Origin of the sequence: Micromonospora sp. Mcm103, assembly GCF_024519755.1 — a bacterium.
In the GTDB taxonomy this organism is placed as follows: Bacteria; Actinomycetota; Actinomycetes; order Mycobacteriales; family Micromonosporaceae; genus Micromonospora; species Micromonospora aurantiaca.
Map to the genome: position 1 here is coordinate 34,810 of NZ_JALJRJ010000011.1, position 14,900 is coordinate 49,709.

Annotated in this window: 14 protein-coding genes; 10 read left to right on the forward strand and 4 right to left on the reverse strand. The window is 72.1% G+C overall.

Going from position 1 to position 14,900, the window contains the following annotated elements:
- The first annotated feature begins 78 nt into the window (after positions 1-78).
- Positions 79-483 (forward strand): Asp23/Gls24 family envelope stress response protein, encoded by a 405-nt coding sequence (locus OC439_RS15540; RefSeq protein WP_262014031.1) that lies wholly within the window; start codon positions 79-81, stop codon positions 481-483.
- A gap of 15 nt (positions 484-498) precedes the next feature.
- On the opposite strand, the gene OC439_RS15545 is transcribed toward OC439_RS15540, so the two are convergent.
- Positions 499-915, reverse strand: a complete 417-nt coding sequence (locus OC439_RS15545) for a winged helix-turn-helix domain-containing protein (protein WP_262014032.1) — start codon at positions 913-915, stop codon at positions 499-501.
- A 244-nt stretch (positions 916-1,159) separates the two neighbouring features.
- On the opposite strand from OC439_RS15545, the gene OC439_RS15550 reads away from it, so the two are divergent.
- From OC439_RS15550 to OC439_RS15565, 4 genes are all read left to right on the forward strand, one after another.
- Positions 1,160-1,486, forward strand: coding sequence for a DivIVA domain-containing protein (locus OC439_RS15550; RefSeq protein WP_262014033.1), 327 nt, complete (start codon positions 1,160-1,162; stop codon positions 1,484-1,486).
- Entirely contained in the window at positions 1,483-1,740 is a 258-nt protein-coding gene (locus OC439_RS15555; protein ID WP_030503872.1) for a hypothetical protein, read from the forward strand. The genes OC439_RS15550 and OC439_RS15555 overlap by 4 nt, the downstream gene beginning before the upstream one ends.
- A 152-nt stretch (positions 1,741-1,892) precedes the next feature.
- Complete coding sequence (locus OC439_RS15560) at positions 1,893-2,609, forward strand: FadR/GntR family transcriptional regulator (protein ID WP_262014034.1); 717 nt, start codon at positions 1,893-1,895, stop codon at positions 2,607-2,609.
- Between the two features lie 191 nt (positions 2,610-2,800).
- A complete protein-coding gene (locus tag OC439_RS15565) occupies positions 2,801-4,273 on the forward strand; it encodes a P1 family peptidase (RefSeq protein ID WP_262014035.1) in 1,473 nt (490 codons plus the stop codon).
- 676 nt (positions 4,274-4,949) lie between these two features.
- On the opposite strand, the gene OC439_RS15570 is transcribed toward OC439_RS15565, so the two are convergent.
- The 3 genes from OC439_RS15570 to OC439_RS15580 form a co-directional block, all read right to left on the reverse strand.
- Positions 4,950-6,467: an ABC transporter substrate-binding protein gene (locus OC439_RS15570; protein WP_262014036.1), complete on the reverse strand. Its 1,518-nt coding sequence runs from the start codon at positions 6,465-6,467 to the stop codon at positions 4,950-4,952.
- A 124-nt stretch (positions 6,468-6,591) separates the two neighbouring features.
- Entirely contained in the window at positions 6,592-7,548 is a 957-nt protein-coding gene (locus tag OC439_RS15575; RefSeq protein WP_262014037.1) for a formylglycine-generating enzyme family protein, read from the reverse strand.
- A gap of 7 nt (positions 7,549-7,555) precedes the next feature.
- Entirely contained in the window at positions 7,556-8,644 is a 1,089-nt protein-coding gene (locus OC439_RS15580; protein ID WP_262014038.1) for a 3-isopropylmalate dehydrogenase, read from the reverse strand.
- A 185-nt stretch (positions 8,645-8,829) separates the two neighbouring features.
- On the opposite strand from OC439_RS15580, the gene OC439_RS15585 reads away from it, so the two are divergent.
- Genes OC439_RS15585 through OC439_RS15605 form a run of 5 tightly spaced genes read left to right on the forward strand, consistent with a single transcriptional unit; the run spans position 8,830 to position 14,899 of the window.
- The gene (locus OC439_RS15585; RefSeq protein ID WP_262014039.1) at positions 8,830-10,356 is read left to right on the forward strand and encodes a PLP-dependent aminotransferase family protein; all 1,527 of its coding nucleotides are present in this window, start codon (positions 8,830-8,832) and stop codon (positions 10,354-10,356) included.
- 11 nt (positions 10,357-10,367) lie between these two features.
- Entirely contained in the window at positions 10,368-11,612 is a 1,245-nt protein-coding gene (locus OC439_RS15590) for a M20 family metallopeptidase (RefSeq protein ID WP_262014040.1), read from the forward strand.
- On the forward strand, positions 11,609-13,051 hold the full coding sequence (locus OC439_RS15595; RefSeq protein WP_262014041.1) for an aldehyde dehydrogenase family protein: 1,443 nt from the start codon (positions 11,609-11,611) through the stop codon (positions 13,049-13,051). Before OC439_RS15590 ends, OC439_RS15595 begins: the two co-directional genes overlap by 4 nt.
- A gap of 22 nt (positions 13,052-13,073) precedes the next feature.
- The gene (locus OC439_RS15600; protein WP_194800627.1) at positions 13,074-14,018 is read left to right on the forward strand and encodes an ABC transporter permease; all 945 of its coding nucleotides are present in this window, start codon (positions 13,074-13,076) and stop codon (positions 14,016-14,018) included.
- Entirely contained in the window at positions 14,015-14,899 is an 885-nt protein-coding gene (locus tag OC439_RS15605) for an ABC transporter permease (RefSeq protein WP_013288207.1), read from the forward strand. Before OC439_RS15600 ends, OC439_RS15605 begins: the two co-directional genes overlap by 4 nt.
- Position 14,900: the final 1 nt, after the last annotated feature.

Below are 14,900 nucleotides of genomic sequence, written 5' to 3' on the forward strand. Positions count from 1 at the left end.
CACTGCGGACCGCCTCCGCCTAGTACGCTCGCACCGCCCCACGCCGTCGGCGCGGGGCGGTGCGACGGGTGGGAGAGCATGGCTGACGAGGCGACCCAGGAACTTCAGGTGACGCCGGACGCGGTGGCGGCCGGCACCACGCACGTCTCCGACGAGGTGGTGGAGAAGATCGCGGTGGCTGCCGCCCGGGGGGTGCCCGGCGTGGCCGAGCTGGGCGGTGACGTGGCCCGGTTCTTCAACGCGGTGCTCGACCGGGTCGGGCTCGACCAGGTCGGCGACGCCCGGCGGGGCTGCACTGCCCACGTCACCGACGGCGCGGCCGTGATCAACCTGGTCCTCGTGATCGAGGCGGGCCACCCGGTTCCGCAGGTGACCGACGAGGTGCGGATCGCTGTCGCGTCCGCCGTCGAGGCGTACGGCCTGCGGGTCGACGAGATCAACATCAAGGTCGACGACGTGGCGATGGGTACGCCCACCGCCTGACGCGCGCCGCCCGGCTCAGTCGTGTGCCGGGCGGGTCAGCTCCACCTCGTCGCCCGGCAGTAACTCCACGTCGCCCTCCGGGCCGTGGATCTCGAGCACCGGCACGCCCTCGTCCAGCAGCATGTTCCGGCGCTCGGCGCCGGTAGGCATCCGCGCGACGACCGATCCGCCGGGTGCGAGTTCGACCTGCCTGCGTTGCGGCGTCTCACGGACGACGGTGCCGTGGCCGCGCCTCGTGCTGACCAGGCCCTCCGATCGCAGCAGCGAGATCGCCATGCGAACGGCGTCGCGGCCGATGCCGTATTCCTGCGAGAGGCGTGCCTCGCTGGCGAGGGTCGATCCGGCCGGCATCTCTCCTGACTCGATCCGTTCGCGCAGCAGGTCGGCAAGCTGCACATAGACCGGCGTGTGCGAGCGCGGATCGATGGCCATGTCTTCAGCCTTGTGCCCTCGTGGGTATCTGAACTTCTGGCCGTAGGGCCTTGTGGCCACATGTCATTCAATGTAGTTTCCTTCTCACGGTCCGTGTCGCGTATGCGGGAGACGGACCGATCGGTCTGCCCCGGTGCCGTACCGCGAAGTGACGCTGCGGTGGCGGGGTGGGCGGGTCCGCCCGCGCGCGGCGGGCGGGTGGTCCCGCCCTTCCAGTCCCTTCGACCACGAGAGGCAGGCGTTCGTGCGGTGGAACATCCGGTGGCCCGGTCGGCGCGCGCGAGCCGGTCGCGGCACCACCCAGCCGGGCTGCTACCGGGCGGCCAACTACACGCCGTTGCGCCCCTGGCAGGTGCGGGAACGGCGGTTCCGGACGACCCGGCTGGGCCGGCACGGGCTCGACCCGGCCGAGGTGCACGAGTTCCTCGACCGGGTGGCGCTCGACCTGGCCGACGTCTACCGGGCGCTCGGCGTCAGCCGGGAGGAGACCGCGCGGGTCCGGGACGCGCTGCGGCGCTGGCAGTCCGAGCAGGCGCAGAAGCGGATGAACGCGGGAGCGTACCGTCGATGAGTCCCCGCGAGCGGTTCGTCATCCACCTGCCGGTCGTCGCCGGTGACCTGGCCGGCGCCGTACGCCTGGCCCGGGTCGTCGCCCGCTGGTCGGGCGTGCTCGCCCAGGCCGACCCGGGCGAGACCACCGTCTCGGCCGAGGACGAGCAGGGCGTACGCCATCGGGTCTTCTGCGATCTGCGGATGGGCGACGGCCGGCGCTGCCTGCTGCGGGCCGACCACGACGGCCCGTGCGCCCGCCGCCTCCTCCGGTGACCCGCCGCCCGGCCTGCGCACTCGTCGTGGCGGGCGGGGGCTGACCACCGGACGGGTCGATGCACCGTACCGTTGTCCGCAGCGGCGCGAGGCCGCCGTGCGTCGGGAGGTTCGCCATGCCGAAGGGTGTCTCGTTCGCTCCAGTGCGAACCGTGAGGGCGTACGAGGGGATCGTCCGGCAGGTCGAGGAGCGGATCGCCGCCGGGGATCTGCGGCCGGGGGACCGGCTGCCGAGCGAGCGCGAGCTGACCACGCAGTTCGACGTCAGCAGGTCCACTGTGCGCGAGGCGCTGCGCGTGCTGGAGAGCAGCGGCCTGATCCGTTCCCGCCCCGGTGACCCGCTCGGGCCGCAGGTGATCGCCTCGACCGCCTCGGCGATGCGCAAGCTGTTCGCCCGGGTCGTGGACAGCCGGCGGCTCGGCGTGGCGGAGCTGCTCCAGTTCCGGATGATCATCGAATCGGCGGCCGGATCGGTCGCCGCCCGGCTGGCGTCACCGTCCGAGTTGGACGAGCTGGAGCAGGCGCTGACGGGCATGCGGGACGCGGTGGCCGACGGCTACGAGGCGTTCAGCGCGGCGGACGTCCGCTTCCACGAGCACGTCGCCCGGTTGTCGGGCAACGAGTTGCTCGTGCTCTGCCTCGACGCGGTACGGAGCATGGTCCTGGACCTGATCTCCACCAAGCTCGCGCAGGCCCCGGATCGGGAAGCGCTGATGGAGCGCACGCTGGCCCACCACCGCCGGGTTCTCGACGCGATGCGCGCGGGCGAAGCCGACGAGGTGGCCCGGCTGACCCGCCAGGAGTTGCACCACTACTACGCCGAGTACGTGCCGGAGGCGCGGCGCTCGATGGTGGACGTATTGCTCTGAATCCGCCTGATGTGGCCTGACCTCGGATTATCCGAGTCGGCCATCAGCTGAGCAGGCTCTTCCCTTCAACTGGTCTGACCAGTAGCCTCCGTCACATCTCGTCGTGTACCACGGGGGACCACCAGTTGCCCAATGCATCGACCGCCCCGGATCGGGGCGGAGGTCGCACCGCTTCACATGGGAGAAGCTGCATGAAGTCGTCCAGATTCGCCGCGTTCGCCGCGGCAGCCCTGGTCTGTCCGGGACTCGTGCTCGTCGGGTCGCCCGCGTCGGCCAACCCCGCCGCCGGTGCCCCGGGCGCCCACAACGCCATCACCGACGTCCCCGGCATCCAGGTCGGCCAGGTCCAGTCCGACACCGCTCCGTACCTGACCGGCACCTCGGTCGTCTACATGCCGCAGATGTCCGTGGCGAGTGTGGACCAGCGTGGTGGCGCCCCCGCCACCAAGGAGACCGACCTGCTCAGCCCGCTCAACTCCAACCCGGGCGTCAACGCGATCCAGCTCGGCGGCAGCAGCATGTACGGCCTGTCGGCCACCAACGGCATCATCCGCTGGCTGGAGGACCGCGGCGAGGGCGTACGCGTCGGCGCCGGCGGTGTGGCCCCGATCGTGCCGGCCGCTGACATCTTCGACCTCGGCCGCGGCGGCGACCCGAAGGCCCGCACCTCCGCCGAGTGGGGCTACCTCGCGGCACAGGCCACCTCGGACGGTCCCGTTCGCCAGGGCGGCGTCGGCGGTGGCACCGGTGCCCGTGGCGGCGGCATGCGCGGCGGCGTCGGCACCGCGAGCGTCCACCTCGGCGACGGCATCTACGTCGGCGCGATGGTGATCGTCAACCCGGCCGGCTCCCCGGTCGACCCGGCCGACTGCACCCTGTACGGCGTCAAGTACGGCATCGGCGACGAGTTCGCCGGGTACAAGGCTCCCAAGAAGAAGGAGTGCAACCCGCCGACCCCGCCGGCCGCCGCCGCCGAGCAGCCGGCAAACACCACGATCGCCGTGGTCGCCACCAACGCCCCGCTGGAGAAGGCCGCCGCGCAGCGCATGTCCGGCAACGCGCACGACGGCATGGCCCGCGCGATCAGCCCGATCCACACGCTCGGCGACGGCGACACCGTGTTCGCGGTGTCCACCGGCAAGGGCGAGGCGCTCCAGATCAACGACCCGGCCGACAGCCGCCAGCTCAACGCCATCTTCAACGCCGGTGCCAGCACGCTCGCCCGTGCCATCGCCAAGGCGGTCCTCTCGTCCGAGAGCATCGGCAACACCACCAGCTACTGCGACCGCTACCCCTCGGCCTGCAAGGGCATGAAGCAGCTCAAGCAGTGGCGTACCCAGGGCAACGCCCCGGACGTGACGCCGGAGACCTTCGCCGCGGCGACGCAGGCGCTGGCGCAGACCCCGGTCCCCGCGCCGGCCGGTGCCGACAACGGCAAGGGCAAGGAAAAGCCCAAGCCCAAGGCCGCTCCGGCGGGCAACACCACGAACGACGCCGGTCAGGAGTCGCAGAACGGCATGGTTCTCGCCTCCGGTAACACCGGTGGTCCCACGCTCTCGACGGGCGTGACCACGGGCCTGCTGGCCGCCGCCATCCTCGGCGTCGGCCTGCTGGGGATGCACCTGCGGGGACGCCGCCGGACGCCCTCCGCCCCGCTCAGCTGACACACACGCTGTCTCACCTCGCGCCGGCACCGTAGGCGCGTGACGATCGAGGCGGGTTCCGTCCCCCCGGACGGGACCCGCCTCACGTCGTTCCCAGCCCGCCGGTCCGCGCTGATGTGACCGTCGATCTTGGAGTTGTGGCACCTCGCACAGCTCGCATACGGGGCATCCCAGGCGCCACAACTCCAAGATCGGCGGAGCGGGGCGTTCTACACCGACCCACTTCGCAGCACGTCAGCTCCTGGCGTGTGGAGCGCGAGCGGGATCGCGCCGTCCCTCGGCAGCCCGGTGCATCGCGCTGGCGCCCAACGTAGAGGCCGCACCGTAGGGCTGGACGTGGTCGTCGGCCCGGGCGGAACACGTCCACCGCGGCTTAGCCCTCGCTCGGCAGTGCGTTGTGTCGACGCCCCGCGGTCCCGGACGCGCACGGCTACACGCGGGCAGCACCTCGACTGCGTCAGTCCACTGCGCACCGATCACGGCTCCTCGGGCGTCCCCGGCCCTCCTAGCCCGTCGATCTTGCACTTGGTGCCCCGGCGAACGGGGTCAAATCCCCCGCACCAGGGGCCGCAAGTGCAAGATCGCGGGGAGGGGGGAGCGGGGAGCGGGGAGCGGGGGATGACAGAAGGACCTGGTGGGCGGGAGCCCACCAGGTCCTTCTGTGTGCGTGGTGCGGTTACTTCTTGGAGACCTTGGTGACGTCGAAGGACTGGGTCACCGCGTCCTTCGGGTAGCCCTCGACGCCGTCGCGGATCACCGCGAGGTTCGGCAGCAGGAACAGCCAGTCGCTGGCGGCCTCCTGCGAGATGACCTTCGCGGCCTCGGCGAACTTCTTGTCCCGGGTCGCCGCGTCCAGAGCCGTGTCGGCCTCGTTCATGAGCTGCGTGACGGCCGGGTTCTTGTAGCGGTAGTAGTACTCCGGCTGGCCGTAGCGGACCAGGTCACGCGGCTCGACGTGGGCGATGATCGACAGGTCGTAGTTGGCCTTGCCGAGCACCTTGTCGAGCCACTGCGGCATCTCGACGTTGTTCTGGGTCACCTTGATGCCGACCTCGGCGAGCTGCGAGGCGACGAACTGCGCGGAGGCGCGGGCGTAGCCGGGCGGCGGGACGTCCATGGTCAGGGTGAGCCCGCCTGCGTGTCCGGCCTCGGCGAGCAGCTGCTTGGCCTTGGCGGGGTCGTGCGGGAAGTCGCCGGTGCGGTCCTCGTACCACGGGTCGCTCGGCGGCACCATGCTGCCGATCTTCGTGCCGTACCCGGACCAGACGGTCTTGATGAGCGCGTCGTGGTCGATCGCGTGGCGGATGGCCTGGCGCACCCGGGCGTCGGCCAGCGGGCCCTTGGCGTTGTTCATCGCCAGGACGACCTCACCGGTCGTCTTGCCCTCGACCACCTCGAACTGCTTGTTGCCCTTGAACACCTCGAGCAGCTGCGGCGCCTGGATGTTCGCCACGATGTCGAGCTGGCCGGAGAGCATCGCGTTGTTCAGCGCGTTGGCGTCGGTGATGTACCGGAAGACGGCGGTGCCGACCTTGGCCTTCTCACCCCAGTAGCCGTCGTTGCGCACCAGCGTGATGCTGTCGCCGCGGTTCCACTTGTCGAACTTGAACGGGCCGGTGCCGTTCGGCTTCGTGCCCAGGTCGGTGGCGTTCTCCTTGAGCACCACACCGACCCGGCCGGCGACGTCGAACAGCCAGCTCTGGCTGGGCCGGGACAGCGTCACATCCACGGTGGAGGCATCGGGCGCCTCGACGGTCTTCACGACTGTCATCTGCGACTTGAACGGGTTCGTCGAGCCCTCGGCGGTGACCCGCTTGAAGCTCCACACCACGTCCTGCGCGGTGAGCTTCTGGCCGTCGTGGAAGGTCACGCCGTCGCGCAGCTTGAACGAGTACTTGGTGCCGTCGTCGGACACCTTCCACTCGCTGGCCAGCAGCGGCTCCACCTCGCCGGTACCGGCGTTCTGGCGCACCAGGCCCTCGTACACGTTGTAGAGCAGGACCTGCGGGATCGCGGCGCCGGCCTCGGCGGTCAGGTCGAGGCTCACCGGCTCGAGGTAGGCGCCGAGGGTGACCGTACCGTTGCCGGAACCACCGCCGGTGGTGGTCTCGGAGTCGCCGTCGCTACTGCACGCGGTCAGAGCCAGCGCCGTGGCGAGCAGCACGGCGGGCAGCGTTATCTTCAGCCGATTCATTCGTGTGTCCCATCGCGAAGAACGCCAAGGGCGCTCGTAGCCTGTGAGGCGGGACACTATGAGCGTGGTACCCGATGCAAAAGGGCCAGTTCAGCGGGGTCGGCAGGTACCAATCAGCGTCCGGCTACCGGGCCACCCGGAACCCGGTGTTGCCGGTCGACGAGTCGACGGTGGTCCGACTCCGTGCTGCCACGCGGTATCGGTTGCAGTAGGAGTCGTGGCACAGGTACGAACCACCCCTGATGACGCTCTCACCTGGTGAGATGCGGCCGCGGTGGTCGCGCCAGGGTTCGGCCGTGAGTTCCCAAACGTTGCCCGCGACGTCGTACAGGCCGTAGCCGTTCGGCGGAAACGCGGTCACCGGAGAGGTGCCCGCGAACCCGTCTTCCGCGGTGTTGACAGTCGGGAAGACGCCCTGCCAGATGTTGCACATGTGCCGCCCGTCCGGGGTCAGCTCGTCGCCCCAGGCGTAGCGGGCCTGCGACAGGCCGCCGCGCGCCGCGTACTCCCACTCCGCCTCGGTCGCCAGCCGGGTGCCGGACCACAGGCAGTACGCCTCGGCGTCCCGGTGCGAGACGTGGACGACCGGGTGCCGCTCGCGTCCCCGTACGTCCGACCCGGGCCCGTCCGGGGCGGCCCAGTACGCCCCCTCGACGGCCAGCCACCACGGCGCCTGCGGCACGGACGCGTCCAGCACGTACGGGCGCGCGGACGGCGCCAGCAGCAGGTGGAAGACGAACGACCAGCCGTACCGCTCCGCATCAGTGCGGTAGCCGGTGGCGTCGGCGAAGCGGGCGAACTGCCGGTTCGTCACCGGTGTCGCGCCGATCGCGAACGGGCCCACGGTCACCGGCCGGACCGGTCCCTCCAGGTCCTCCGGGAAGCCCTCCGGGTCGTCGGTGCCCATGAGGAAGGTGCCGCCGGGCAGTGCGATCAGGTCGTCCGTACCCCCGTGTGGTGAGCGGACGGCACTCGCGCCCGCCGCGGCGCCGGTGCCGGCGGCGGGCGGGCGTCTCGGCGCGCAACACGGCGGCGGCGGGGGAGCGCCCCCGCCGCCGTCCGGATCCGGTTCGGTGCTCACATCCGTGTCACGCCGGCAGGGCGTCCGCCTGGTGCGCGCCCTCGCCGATGACGGCGGCGACCGCGTCGCCGAAGTCCTCGGTCGACATGCCCATCTCCGGCCCGCGCATGGCGCCCAGGCGCGGCAGCACCGCCTTCACGCCGTCCTCCAGGCTGCGGGCCGCCTCCGGGTGACCCAGGTGCTCCAGCATCAGCGCGGCGCTGAGGATCGACCCGGCGGGGTTGGCCCAGCCGCGGCCGGCGATGTCCGGCGCGGAGCCGTGCACCGGCTCGAACATGCTCGGCGCCGACCCGGTCGGGTTGAGGTTGCCGCTCGCGGCCAGGCCGAGACCGCCCTGCACCGCGGCGCCCAGGTCGGTGATGATGTCGCCGAACAGGTTGTCGGTGACCACGACGTCGAACCGCTCCGGCTGCGTCACCAGGTAGAGGCACATCGCGTCGACGTGCACGTAGTCCACAGCGATGTCCGGGTACTCCGCCGAGACCTCCTCGAAGGTCCGCTGCCACAGGTCGCCGGCGTAGGTGAGGATGTTCGCCTTGTGCACCAGCGTCACGTGCTTGCGGCGGCCCAGGGCCAGCCGGAAACCGTGCCGGATGAGGCGCTCGACGCCCTTGCGGGTGTTCACCGACTCCTGGGTGGCGATCTCGTCCGGCCCGCCGCGGTGGATGAAGCCGCCCGCGCCGACGTACGCGCCCTCGGTGTTCTCCCGCAGGATCACCAGGTCGCACTGCTCGGGGCGCAGGCCGCCGATGGGCGTGGGCACACCCGGTAGCAGCTTGACCGGCCGCAGGTTCACGTACTGGTCGAACGCGGTCCGCAGGTGGATGACCAGGCCGCGTTCGAGCACGCCGGGCGGCACCGACGGGTCACCGACGGCGCCGAAGAGGATGGCGTCCGCCTTTGCCAGTTCCTGTTCCACGTCCGGCGGCACGACCTGGCCTGTTATCCGCCAGTAGTCCGCGCCGAGTTCGTAGTCCTCCCAGACCAGGTCGATCCCGAACCGTCGGGCGGCGGCGTCGCACGCCTTGACCGCCTGCGCGGTGACCTCCGGTCCGATGCCGTCGCCGGGCACCAGCGCGATTCGCTGGGCGCTCATGAGTCCACCCCTGTCCGCGTGCAGGAGACCGTCACCTGCCATCGCCCGGCCAAGCGTGGCGGGAACGGGCCCTCCGCAACAGGTCCAGGTCTCCGGCTAGGCTAGTACCAGCGGGACGCATGGGGCGTGTGCAGGGCGTACGACGACGGGACGAGGCGAGACCCCCGCGGGAGTGGGAGGTCGAGGTGGCGGATTTCCTGCTGCCGGTCAACCCGCAGAGCACGGTTCCGCTCTACGAACAGATCATCACCGGGCTCGAGGACGCCATCCTCGCCGGGCAGTACGACGACGGCCCGCTGCCGAGCACCCGCCGCCTGGCCGAGGCGCTCGGCGTCTCCCGGAACACGGTGCTGACCGCGTACGACCGGCTCATGGAGCAGGGTCTGATCGTGACCGTTCCGCGGCGCGGTCTCTACGTCTCCTCCGACGCGGTGGTGCGGATGCGGGCCGCGCGGCGGACCGCCCGCTCGCCGATGCAGCCGATCGACTGGGAGGCGCGGCTGCCGGAACCGCCGCCCACGCCGGTGCACCGGGATCCGGCCTGGTCACGGGCGCCGTTCCCGTTCGTGGTCGGCCAGCCCGACCCGTCCATGTTCCCGATCGGTGCGTGGGAGCGGGCGCAGCGGGAGGCGCTGCGGCAGGACGGGCTGTCCCGGGTCATCGGGGACGCCGGCCAGGCCGACGACCCGGAGCTGGTGCGTCAGCTCTGCGAGCACGTGCTGCCCGCGCGCGGCATCTCCGCCCACCCGGACCAGGTGATGATCACGCTGGGTTCGACGCACGCGCTGCACCTGCTGGCGAGCGTCCTCGTCCGGCCGGGCAGCGTGGTGCTCGTCGAGGACCCCGGCTACCCCGACGCGCGGACGATCATGCAGATGGCCGGCGCCGACGTGGTGCCCGGCGCGGTCGACGAGGACGGCCTGGTCGTCGAGGACCTGCCGGCCGACCTGCACGGCGCCCAGCTCGTCTACGTCACGCCGAGCCACCAGTACCCGACCGGCGCGACCATGTCGGCGTCCCGCCGTGAGGAACTGCTGCGCCGGGCGGGCGCGGCGGACGCGGTGGTGATCGAGGACGACTACGACCCGGAGATGACGTTCCGGGGGATGCCCGCGGTGGCGGTGCGGGCGCTCGACGACGAGGACCGCGTGGTCTACCTCGGCAGCTTCAGCAAACTGCTGGCGCCCGGCCTGCGGCTCGGGTACGTGGTGGCGTCCCCGGCGCTCGTGGACGCCATGCGGGCCCGCTCCCGCTACGTGCTGCGTCACCCGCCCGGCCCGATGCAACGCGCCCTCGCGCAGATGATCGCCAGCCGCGACCTGGCCCGTCACGTGCGCCGCGTCCGCGCCCACTACCTGGGGCTGTACGAGGAGATGGTGCGGGCGGTCGAGCGGCACGTGCGCTGGGGACCGCAGCCGGTGCCGCGCGGCGGGCTGGCCCGGTGGATCACCGGCCCGCCGGGGCTGGACGCCGGTGAACTGGCCCGCGAGCTGCGCCGGCAGGGCGTGCTGCTGGACCCGGGCGCGCCGTACTGGGCCGCCCGGCCGGCCCCGCGTCACCACCTGCGCCTGGGGTACCAGGTGATGCCGCTGGACCGGATCGACGAGGGGGTGCGGCGGGTCGTCGAGGCGGTAGAAGACCAGGTCCGGCCGCGACTGGTACCCCCGCCGACCCGGAAACTGGACGTTCCCCTCCGGGGGCGGAGTTCGTAACCTCCGACGCCATGACGTCGGACACCCACGCCTCCCTCCGCGCCGGCCATCTCGTGGACGAGCAAGCCGTCGTGTCGCTCACCCAGGACCTGGTCCGCATCCCTTCGACCTGGGACGCGGGGCGCGGGCGAAGCGAGCAGCCCGCGGCGGAACTCGTCGCGCAGGTCATGCGGGGGTTCGGCTGGCGGCCGGAGGTCACCGAGGTCGTCCCCGGGCGCCCCAACGTCGTCGCCGTGGTGGACGGCGGCCTGCCCGGCCCGACGCTGATGTTCGAGGGGCACACCGACGTCGTCACCGAGGGCGCTCCCGAGGAGTGGACCGTCGACCCGTTCGGCGGCGACATCGTCGACGGGCGGCTGTACGGTCGCGGCTCCGCCGACATGAAGGCCGGCGTCGCCGCGATGATCCACGCGGCCCGGGCCGTCGAGCTGGCCGGGCCGTTCCCGGGCCGGATCGTGGTGGCGGCCCTGGTGGACGAGGAGGGCCAGATGCTCGGGGCGAAGCACTTCACCACCACGGCGCTGGCCCGCGAGGTGGACGCCGCGATCATCTGTGAGCCGGAGGCGGAGGAGATCTGCGCGGTCGCCAAGGGCGCCGTCCGGCTGCTTGTCACCTGCACCGGCAAGATGGCGCACGGCGCGATGCCGCAGCACGGCCGCAACCCGGTCCCCGCGGTGGCCGAGCTGGTCGCCGCGCTCGGCCGGTACCAGAAGGAACTGCAGGCCGACCCGGGTGAGCACGTGCACCTCGGCCCGACGTACCTGACCCCCACGGTCCTGGACGCCGGCTCCGCCGACCAGCTCAACGTCATCCCCGGTCGCGCCGTCCTCGGCGTGGACTGCCGGACCGTACCCGGTGTCGACCACGCCGCCCTCGCCGCGCGGGTCCGCTCCGACGCCGACGCCATCGGCGCCCGGCACGGCGTCACCTTCGCCGTCGAGGTCGTCGACGACCGGCCGTGCGCGGTGACACCGGAGGACCACCCGATCTCGCTCGCCGTGGCCGGGGCACACCGCGCCGTCACCGGTGCCGAGCCCGTCTTCGGCGGTGTGCCCGGCGCGACCGACGGCACCATCCTGTGGCGCGACAGCGGCATCCCGAACGTGGTGTACGGCCCCGGCCCGAAGTGGATCGCCCACCAGCCCGACGAGTACGTCGAGGTCGACGACATCGTCCGCAAGACGAAGGTGTACGCCGAGGCGGCGCTGGCCTTCCTCACCGGTGCCACCGGCGCCCGGACGGGTGCGGCGTCGTGACCGCGCAGGAGCTGCTGACCGCGCTGCCCGCCGGACTGCCGATCGGCGCGGGCTGGACCAGCACCGCGCAGACCGCGCCGGTGCGCTTCCCGTACGACGGCAGCACAGTCACCCAGGCGCCGTGGGGCGACACCGCCGACGCGGAGGCGGCTGTCGAGGCCGCGCAGGGAATCGCCGGGGAGATGGCCGGGCTGCCCGGCCACCGGCGGCGCGCGATCCTGACGGCAGTCGCCGCCGAGGTGCGCGCCCGCGCCGATTCGCTGGCCGAGCTGCTGGTCCTGGAGACCGGCAAGCCGCTCGTCGACTGCCGGGTCGAGGTCGCCCGCACGCTTGTCACGCTGGAGACGGCCGCCGAGGAGGTCGGGCACCTGACCGGCGAGACGGTGGCGCTGGACATGCAGCCGGCCGGCGAGGGCATGCTCGGTTTCTGGGTACGCCGCCCGGTCGGCGTCGTCGTCGGCATCACCGGGTTCAACTACCCGCTGCTCCTGGCCGCCCACAAGGTCGCGCCGTCGGTCGCGGCGGGCTGCCCGGTGATCGTCAAGCCGGCGCCGAACACGCCGCTGGCCACGCTGGTGCTCGTCGACCTGTTCCGGCGGGCGGGCTGCCCGGCGGCGGGCGTCCAGCTCGTCACCGGCGGCGTCGAGGTCGGCAAGCTCCTGACCACGCACCCCGGCGTCGCGGCCGTGTCGTTCACCGGGTCGGCGCACGTCGGTCACCAGATCGCCCGCGCCGCGGCGCCGCGCAAGGTGCTGCTCGAACTCGGGTCCAACGCGGCGCTCGTCGTCGGCCGCGACGCCGACCTCGACCGGGCGGCCGAAGCGGTGGTACGCGGCGGGTTCTACGCCTCCGGTCAGGCGTGCATCAGCGTGCAGCGGGTGATCGTCGAGGAGCCGGTCCGCGAGGCGCTGCTGGACCGCCTCCAGCCGCTGCTGGCGACGGTCACCACCGGTGACCCCCGGTCCGCCGACACCCGTGTGTCCGCGCTGGTGGACGAGGCGTCCACCGAGCGGGTCCACTCGTGGGTGGACCGCGCGGTCGCCGCCGGGGCGCGCTGCCTGGCCGGCGGTACGGCGCAGGGCCGGGTGCTGCAACCGACTGTGCTCGTCGACGTCCCCGAGGACGCCGAGTGCTGGGCGGAGGAGATCTTCGGGCCGGTGGTCTGCGTCCGGTCGGTGCCGGACATGGACGCGGCGGTCGAGCTGGTCAACAGGTCGCGCTACGGGCTCCAGGCCGCCGTCTTCACCCGTGACCTGGCGGTGGCCCTCGACGTCGTGCGCCGCCTCGACGTCGGCGGGGTGCTCGTCAACGAGGTGCCCGGCTTCCGCGCCGACAACATGCCGTACGGCGGCGTCAAGGACTCCGGCATCGGCCGGGAGGGACCGCGCTTCGCCATGGAGGAGCTGACCGTGACCAAGATGGTGATGATCAGGCCATGACTCGGAGTGGGAGCACACACGCATGGTGATCTACTTCGTCCGGCGGCTGGCCATCCTCGCGGTATCCCTGTTCGCCGCGTCGATCCTCGTCTTCACGATGCTCTCGCTGCTGCCGGGCGACCAGGCGCAGGCGATGCTGGGTGTGAACGCCACCCCGGAGGCGCTGGAGGCGCTGCGGGAACAGTTCGGGACGAACCGCCCGTTCACCGAGCGGTACCTCGACTGGGCCGGCGGCCTGATCCGCGGTGACTTCGGCATCTCGCCGCTCAGCGGGGTGTCGGTCGGCTCGGAGATCGCCGACAAGCTCGGCGTGACGGTGCCACTGATCCTGGCCGGGATGACGCTGGCGCTGCTCATCGCCGTACCGCTGGGCATCCTCGCCGCCGTGAAGAGCCGGACCGCGATCGGGACGGCGCTGTCCGCGCTGAGCCAGGTCGGCATCGCCGTGCCGTCGTTCTGGCTGGGCATCCTGCTCATCACCGTGTTCGCGGTGAAGTTGCAGTGGCTGCCCGCCGGCGGGTTCACCGGCTGGGACGACGTCGGCGGCGCCGTGCAGGCCCTGCTGATGCCGGCGCTGGTCCTCGGCGTGGCCCAGGGCGCGATCCTGATGCGCTACGTCCGGTCCGCGGTGGTCGAGGTCATGCAGGAGGACTTCATCCAGACCGCGCGGGCCAAGGGGCTCAGCCGCTCGCAGGCGCTGACCCGGCACGCGCTGCGCAACGCGGCCATCCCGGTCATCACCGTCCTCGGTCTGCAACTCGCGACGCTGCTCATCGGCACCGTCGTGATCGAGAACGTCTTCGGCCTGCCCGGCCTCGGCCGGATGCTGCTGCAGGACGTCGGCAACCGCGACCTGCTGAAGGTGCAGGGCACCGTGATGGTGCTGACCGCCGCGGTGCTTCTGATCAACTTCGTCGTCGACGTGGTGTACCACGCGGTCGACCCCAGGCTGAGGAGCAAGGCATGACATCAGTCGCCGACGCCCCACCGGACGCCACCGCCGACGTCGTCGCGGCCGGCCCCGTCAAGCCGCGCCGCCGCTGGAACCTCACGCTGGTGATCGGCGCCGGCCTGGTGGGCCTGGTCGTCCTCACCGCGCTCGTGTCGTTCCTCTGGACGCCGTACGACCCCACCCGGGTCGACCCGTCGCAGACGCTGCTGTCCCCGGGTGGGGACCACTGGCTCGGCACCGACCACTTCGGCCGGGACATCGTCAGCCAGCTCCTCGTCGGCGCGCGGACCACACTGTTCGTCGGTGTGGTCGCCGTCGCGATCGCCGCCGCTGTCGGCGTACCCCTGGGTCTGCTCGCCGCCACCGGGCACCGCTGGCTCAGCGAGCCGGTGATGCGGGCGCTGGACATCGTGTTCGCGTTCCCGGCCATCCTGCTGGCCATCATCCTGGCCGCCGGCTTCGGCGCCTCTACGCTCACCGGCATGATCGCGATCGGCGTCGCCAACGTGCCGGTGTTCGGCCGCCTCACCCGGGCCGGCGCGATGCAGGTGCTGCAGAGCGACTTCGTGCTCGCCGCGCGCAGCTACGGCCGCCGGGGTGTGGTGCTCATGGTCCGGTACGTGCTGCCGAACATCGCGGCCCTGCTCATCGTGCAGGCGTCGGTGTCGTTCGCGCACGCGGTGCTCGCCGAGGCGGCGCTGTCCTACCTCGGGTACGGCACCCCGCCACCGACCCCCACCTGGGGCCGGATGCTCCAGGAGGCCCAGAACTACTTCGTCGTGCAGCCGATGCTCGCCGTCTGGCCCGGTCTGGCCATCGCCCTGTCGGTGCTCGGCTTCAACCTCATGGGCGACGGGCTGCGCGACGCCCTCGACCCGCGGCTGAGAGGACGGTGAG

What these genes read in the sequence shown, in the direction of transcription:
- OC439_RS15545 (WP_262014032.1), bottom strand. Translation starts at nt 915, where the DNA reads ATGGCCATCGATCCGCGCTCGCACACGCCGGTCTATGTGCAGCTTGCC.
- OC439_RS15605 (WP_013288207.1), top strand. Translation starts at nt 14,015, where the DNA reads ATGACATCAGTCGCCGACGCCCCACCGGACGCCACCGCCGACGTCGTC.
- OC439_RS15600 (WP_194800627.1), top strand. Translation starts at nt 13,074, where the DNA reads ATGGTGATCTACTTCGTCCGGCGGCTGGCCATCCTCGCGGTATCCCTG.
- OC439_RS15555 (WP_030503872.1), top strand. Translation starts at nt 1,483, where the DNA reads ATGAGTCCCCGCGAGCGGTTCGTCATCCACCTGCCGGTCGTCGCCGGT.
- OC439_RS15540 (WP_262014031.1), top strand. Translation starts at nt 79, where the DNA reads ATGGCTGACGAGGCGACCCAGGAACTTCAGGTGACGCCGGACGCGGTG.
- OC439_RS15565 (WP_262014035.1), top strand. Translation starts at nt 2,801, where the DNA reads ATGAAGTCGTCCAGATTCGCCGCGTTCGCCGCGGCAGCCCTGGTCTGT.
- OC439_RS15580 (WP_262014038.1), bottom strand. Translation starts at nt 8,644, where the DNA reads ATGAGCGCCCAGCGAATCGCGCTGGTGCCCGGCGACGGCATCGGACCG.
- OC439_RS15570 (WP_262014036.1), bottom strand. Translation starts at nt 6,467, where the DNA reads ATGAATCGGCTGAAGATAACGCTGCCCGCCGTGCTGCTCGCCACGGCG.
- OC439_RS15590 (WP_262014040.1), top strand. Translation starts at nt 10,368, where the DNA reads ATGACGTCGGACACCCACGCCTCCCTCCGCGCCGGCCATCTCGTGGAC.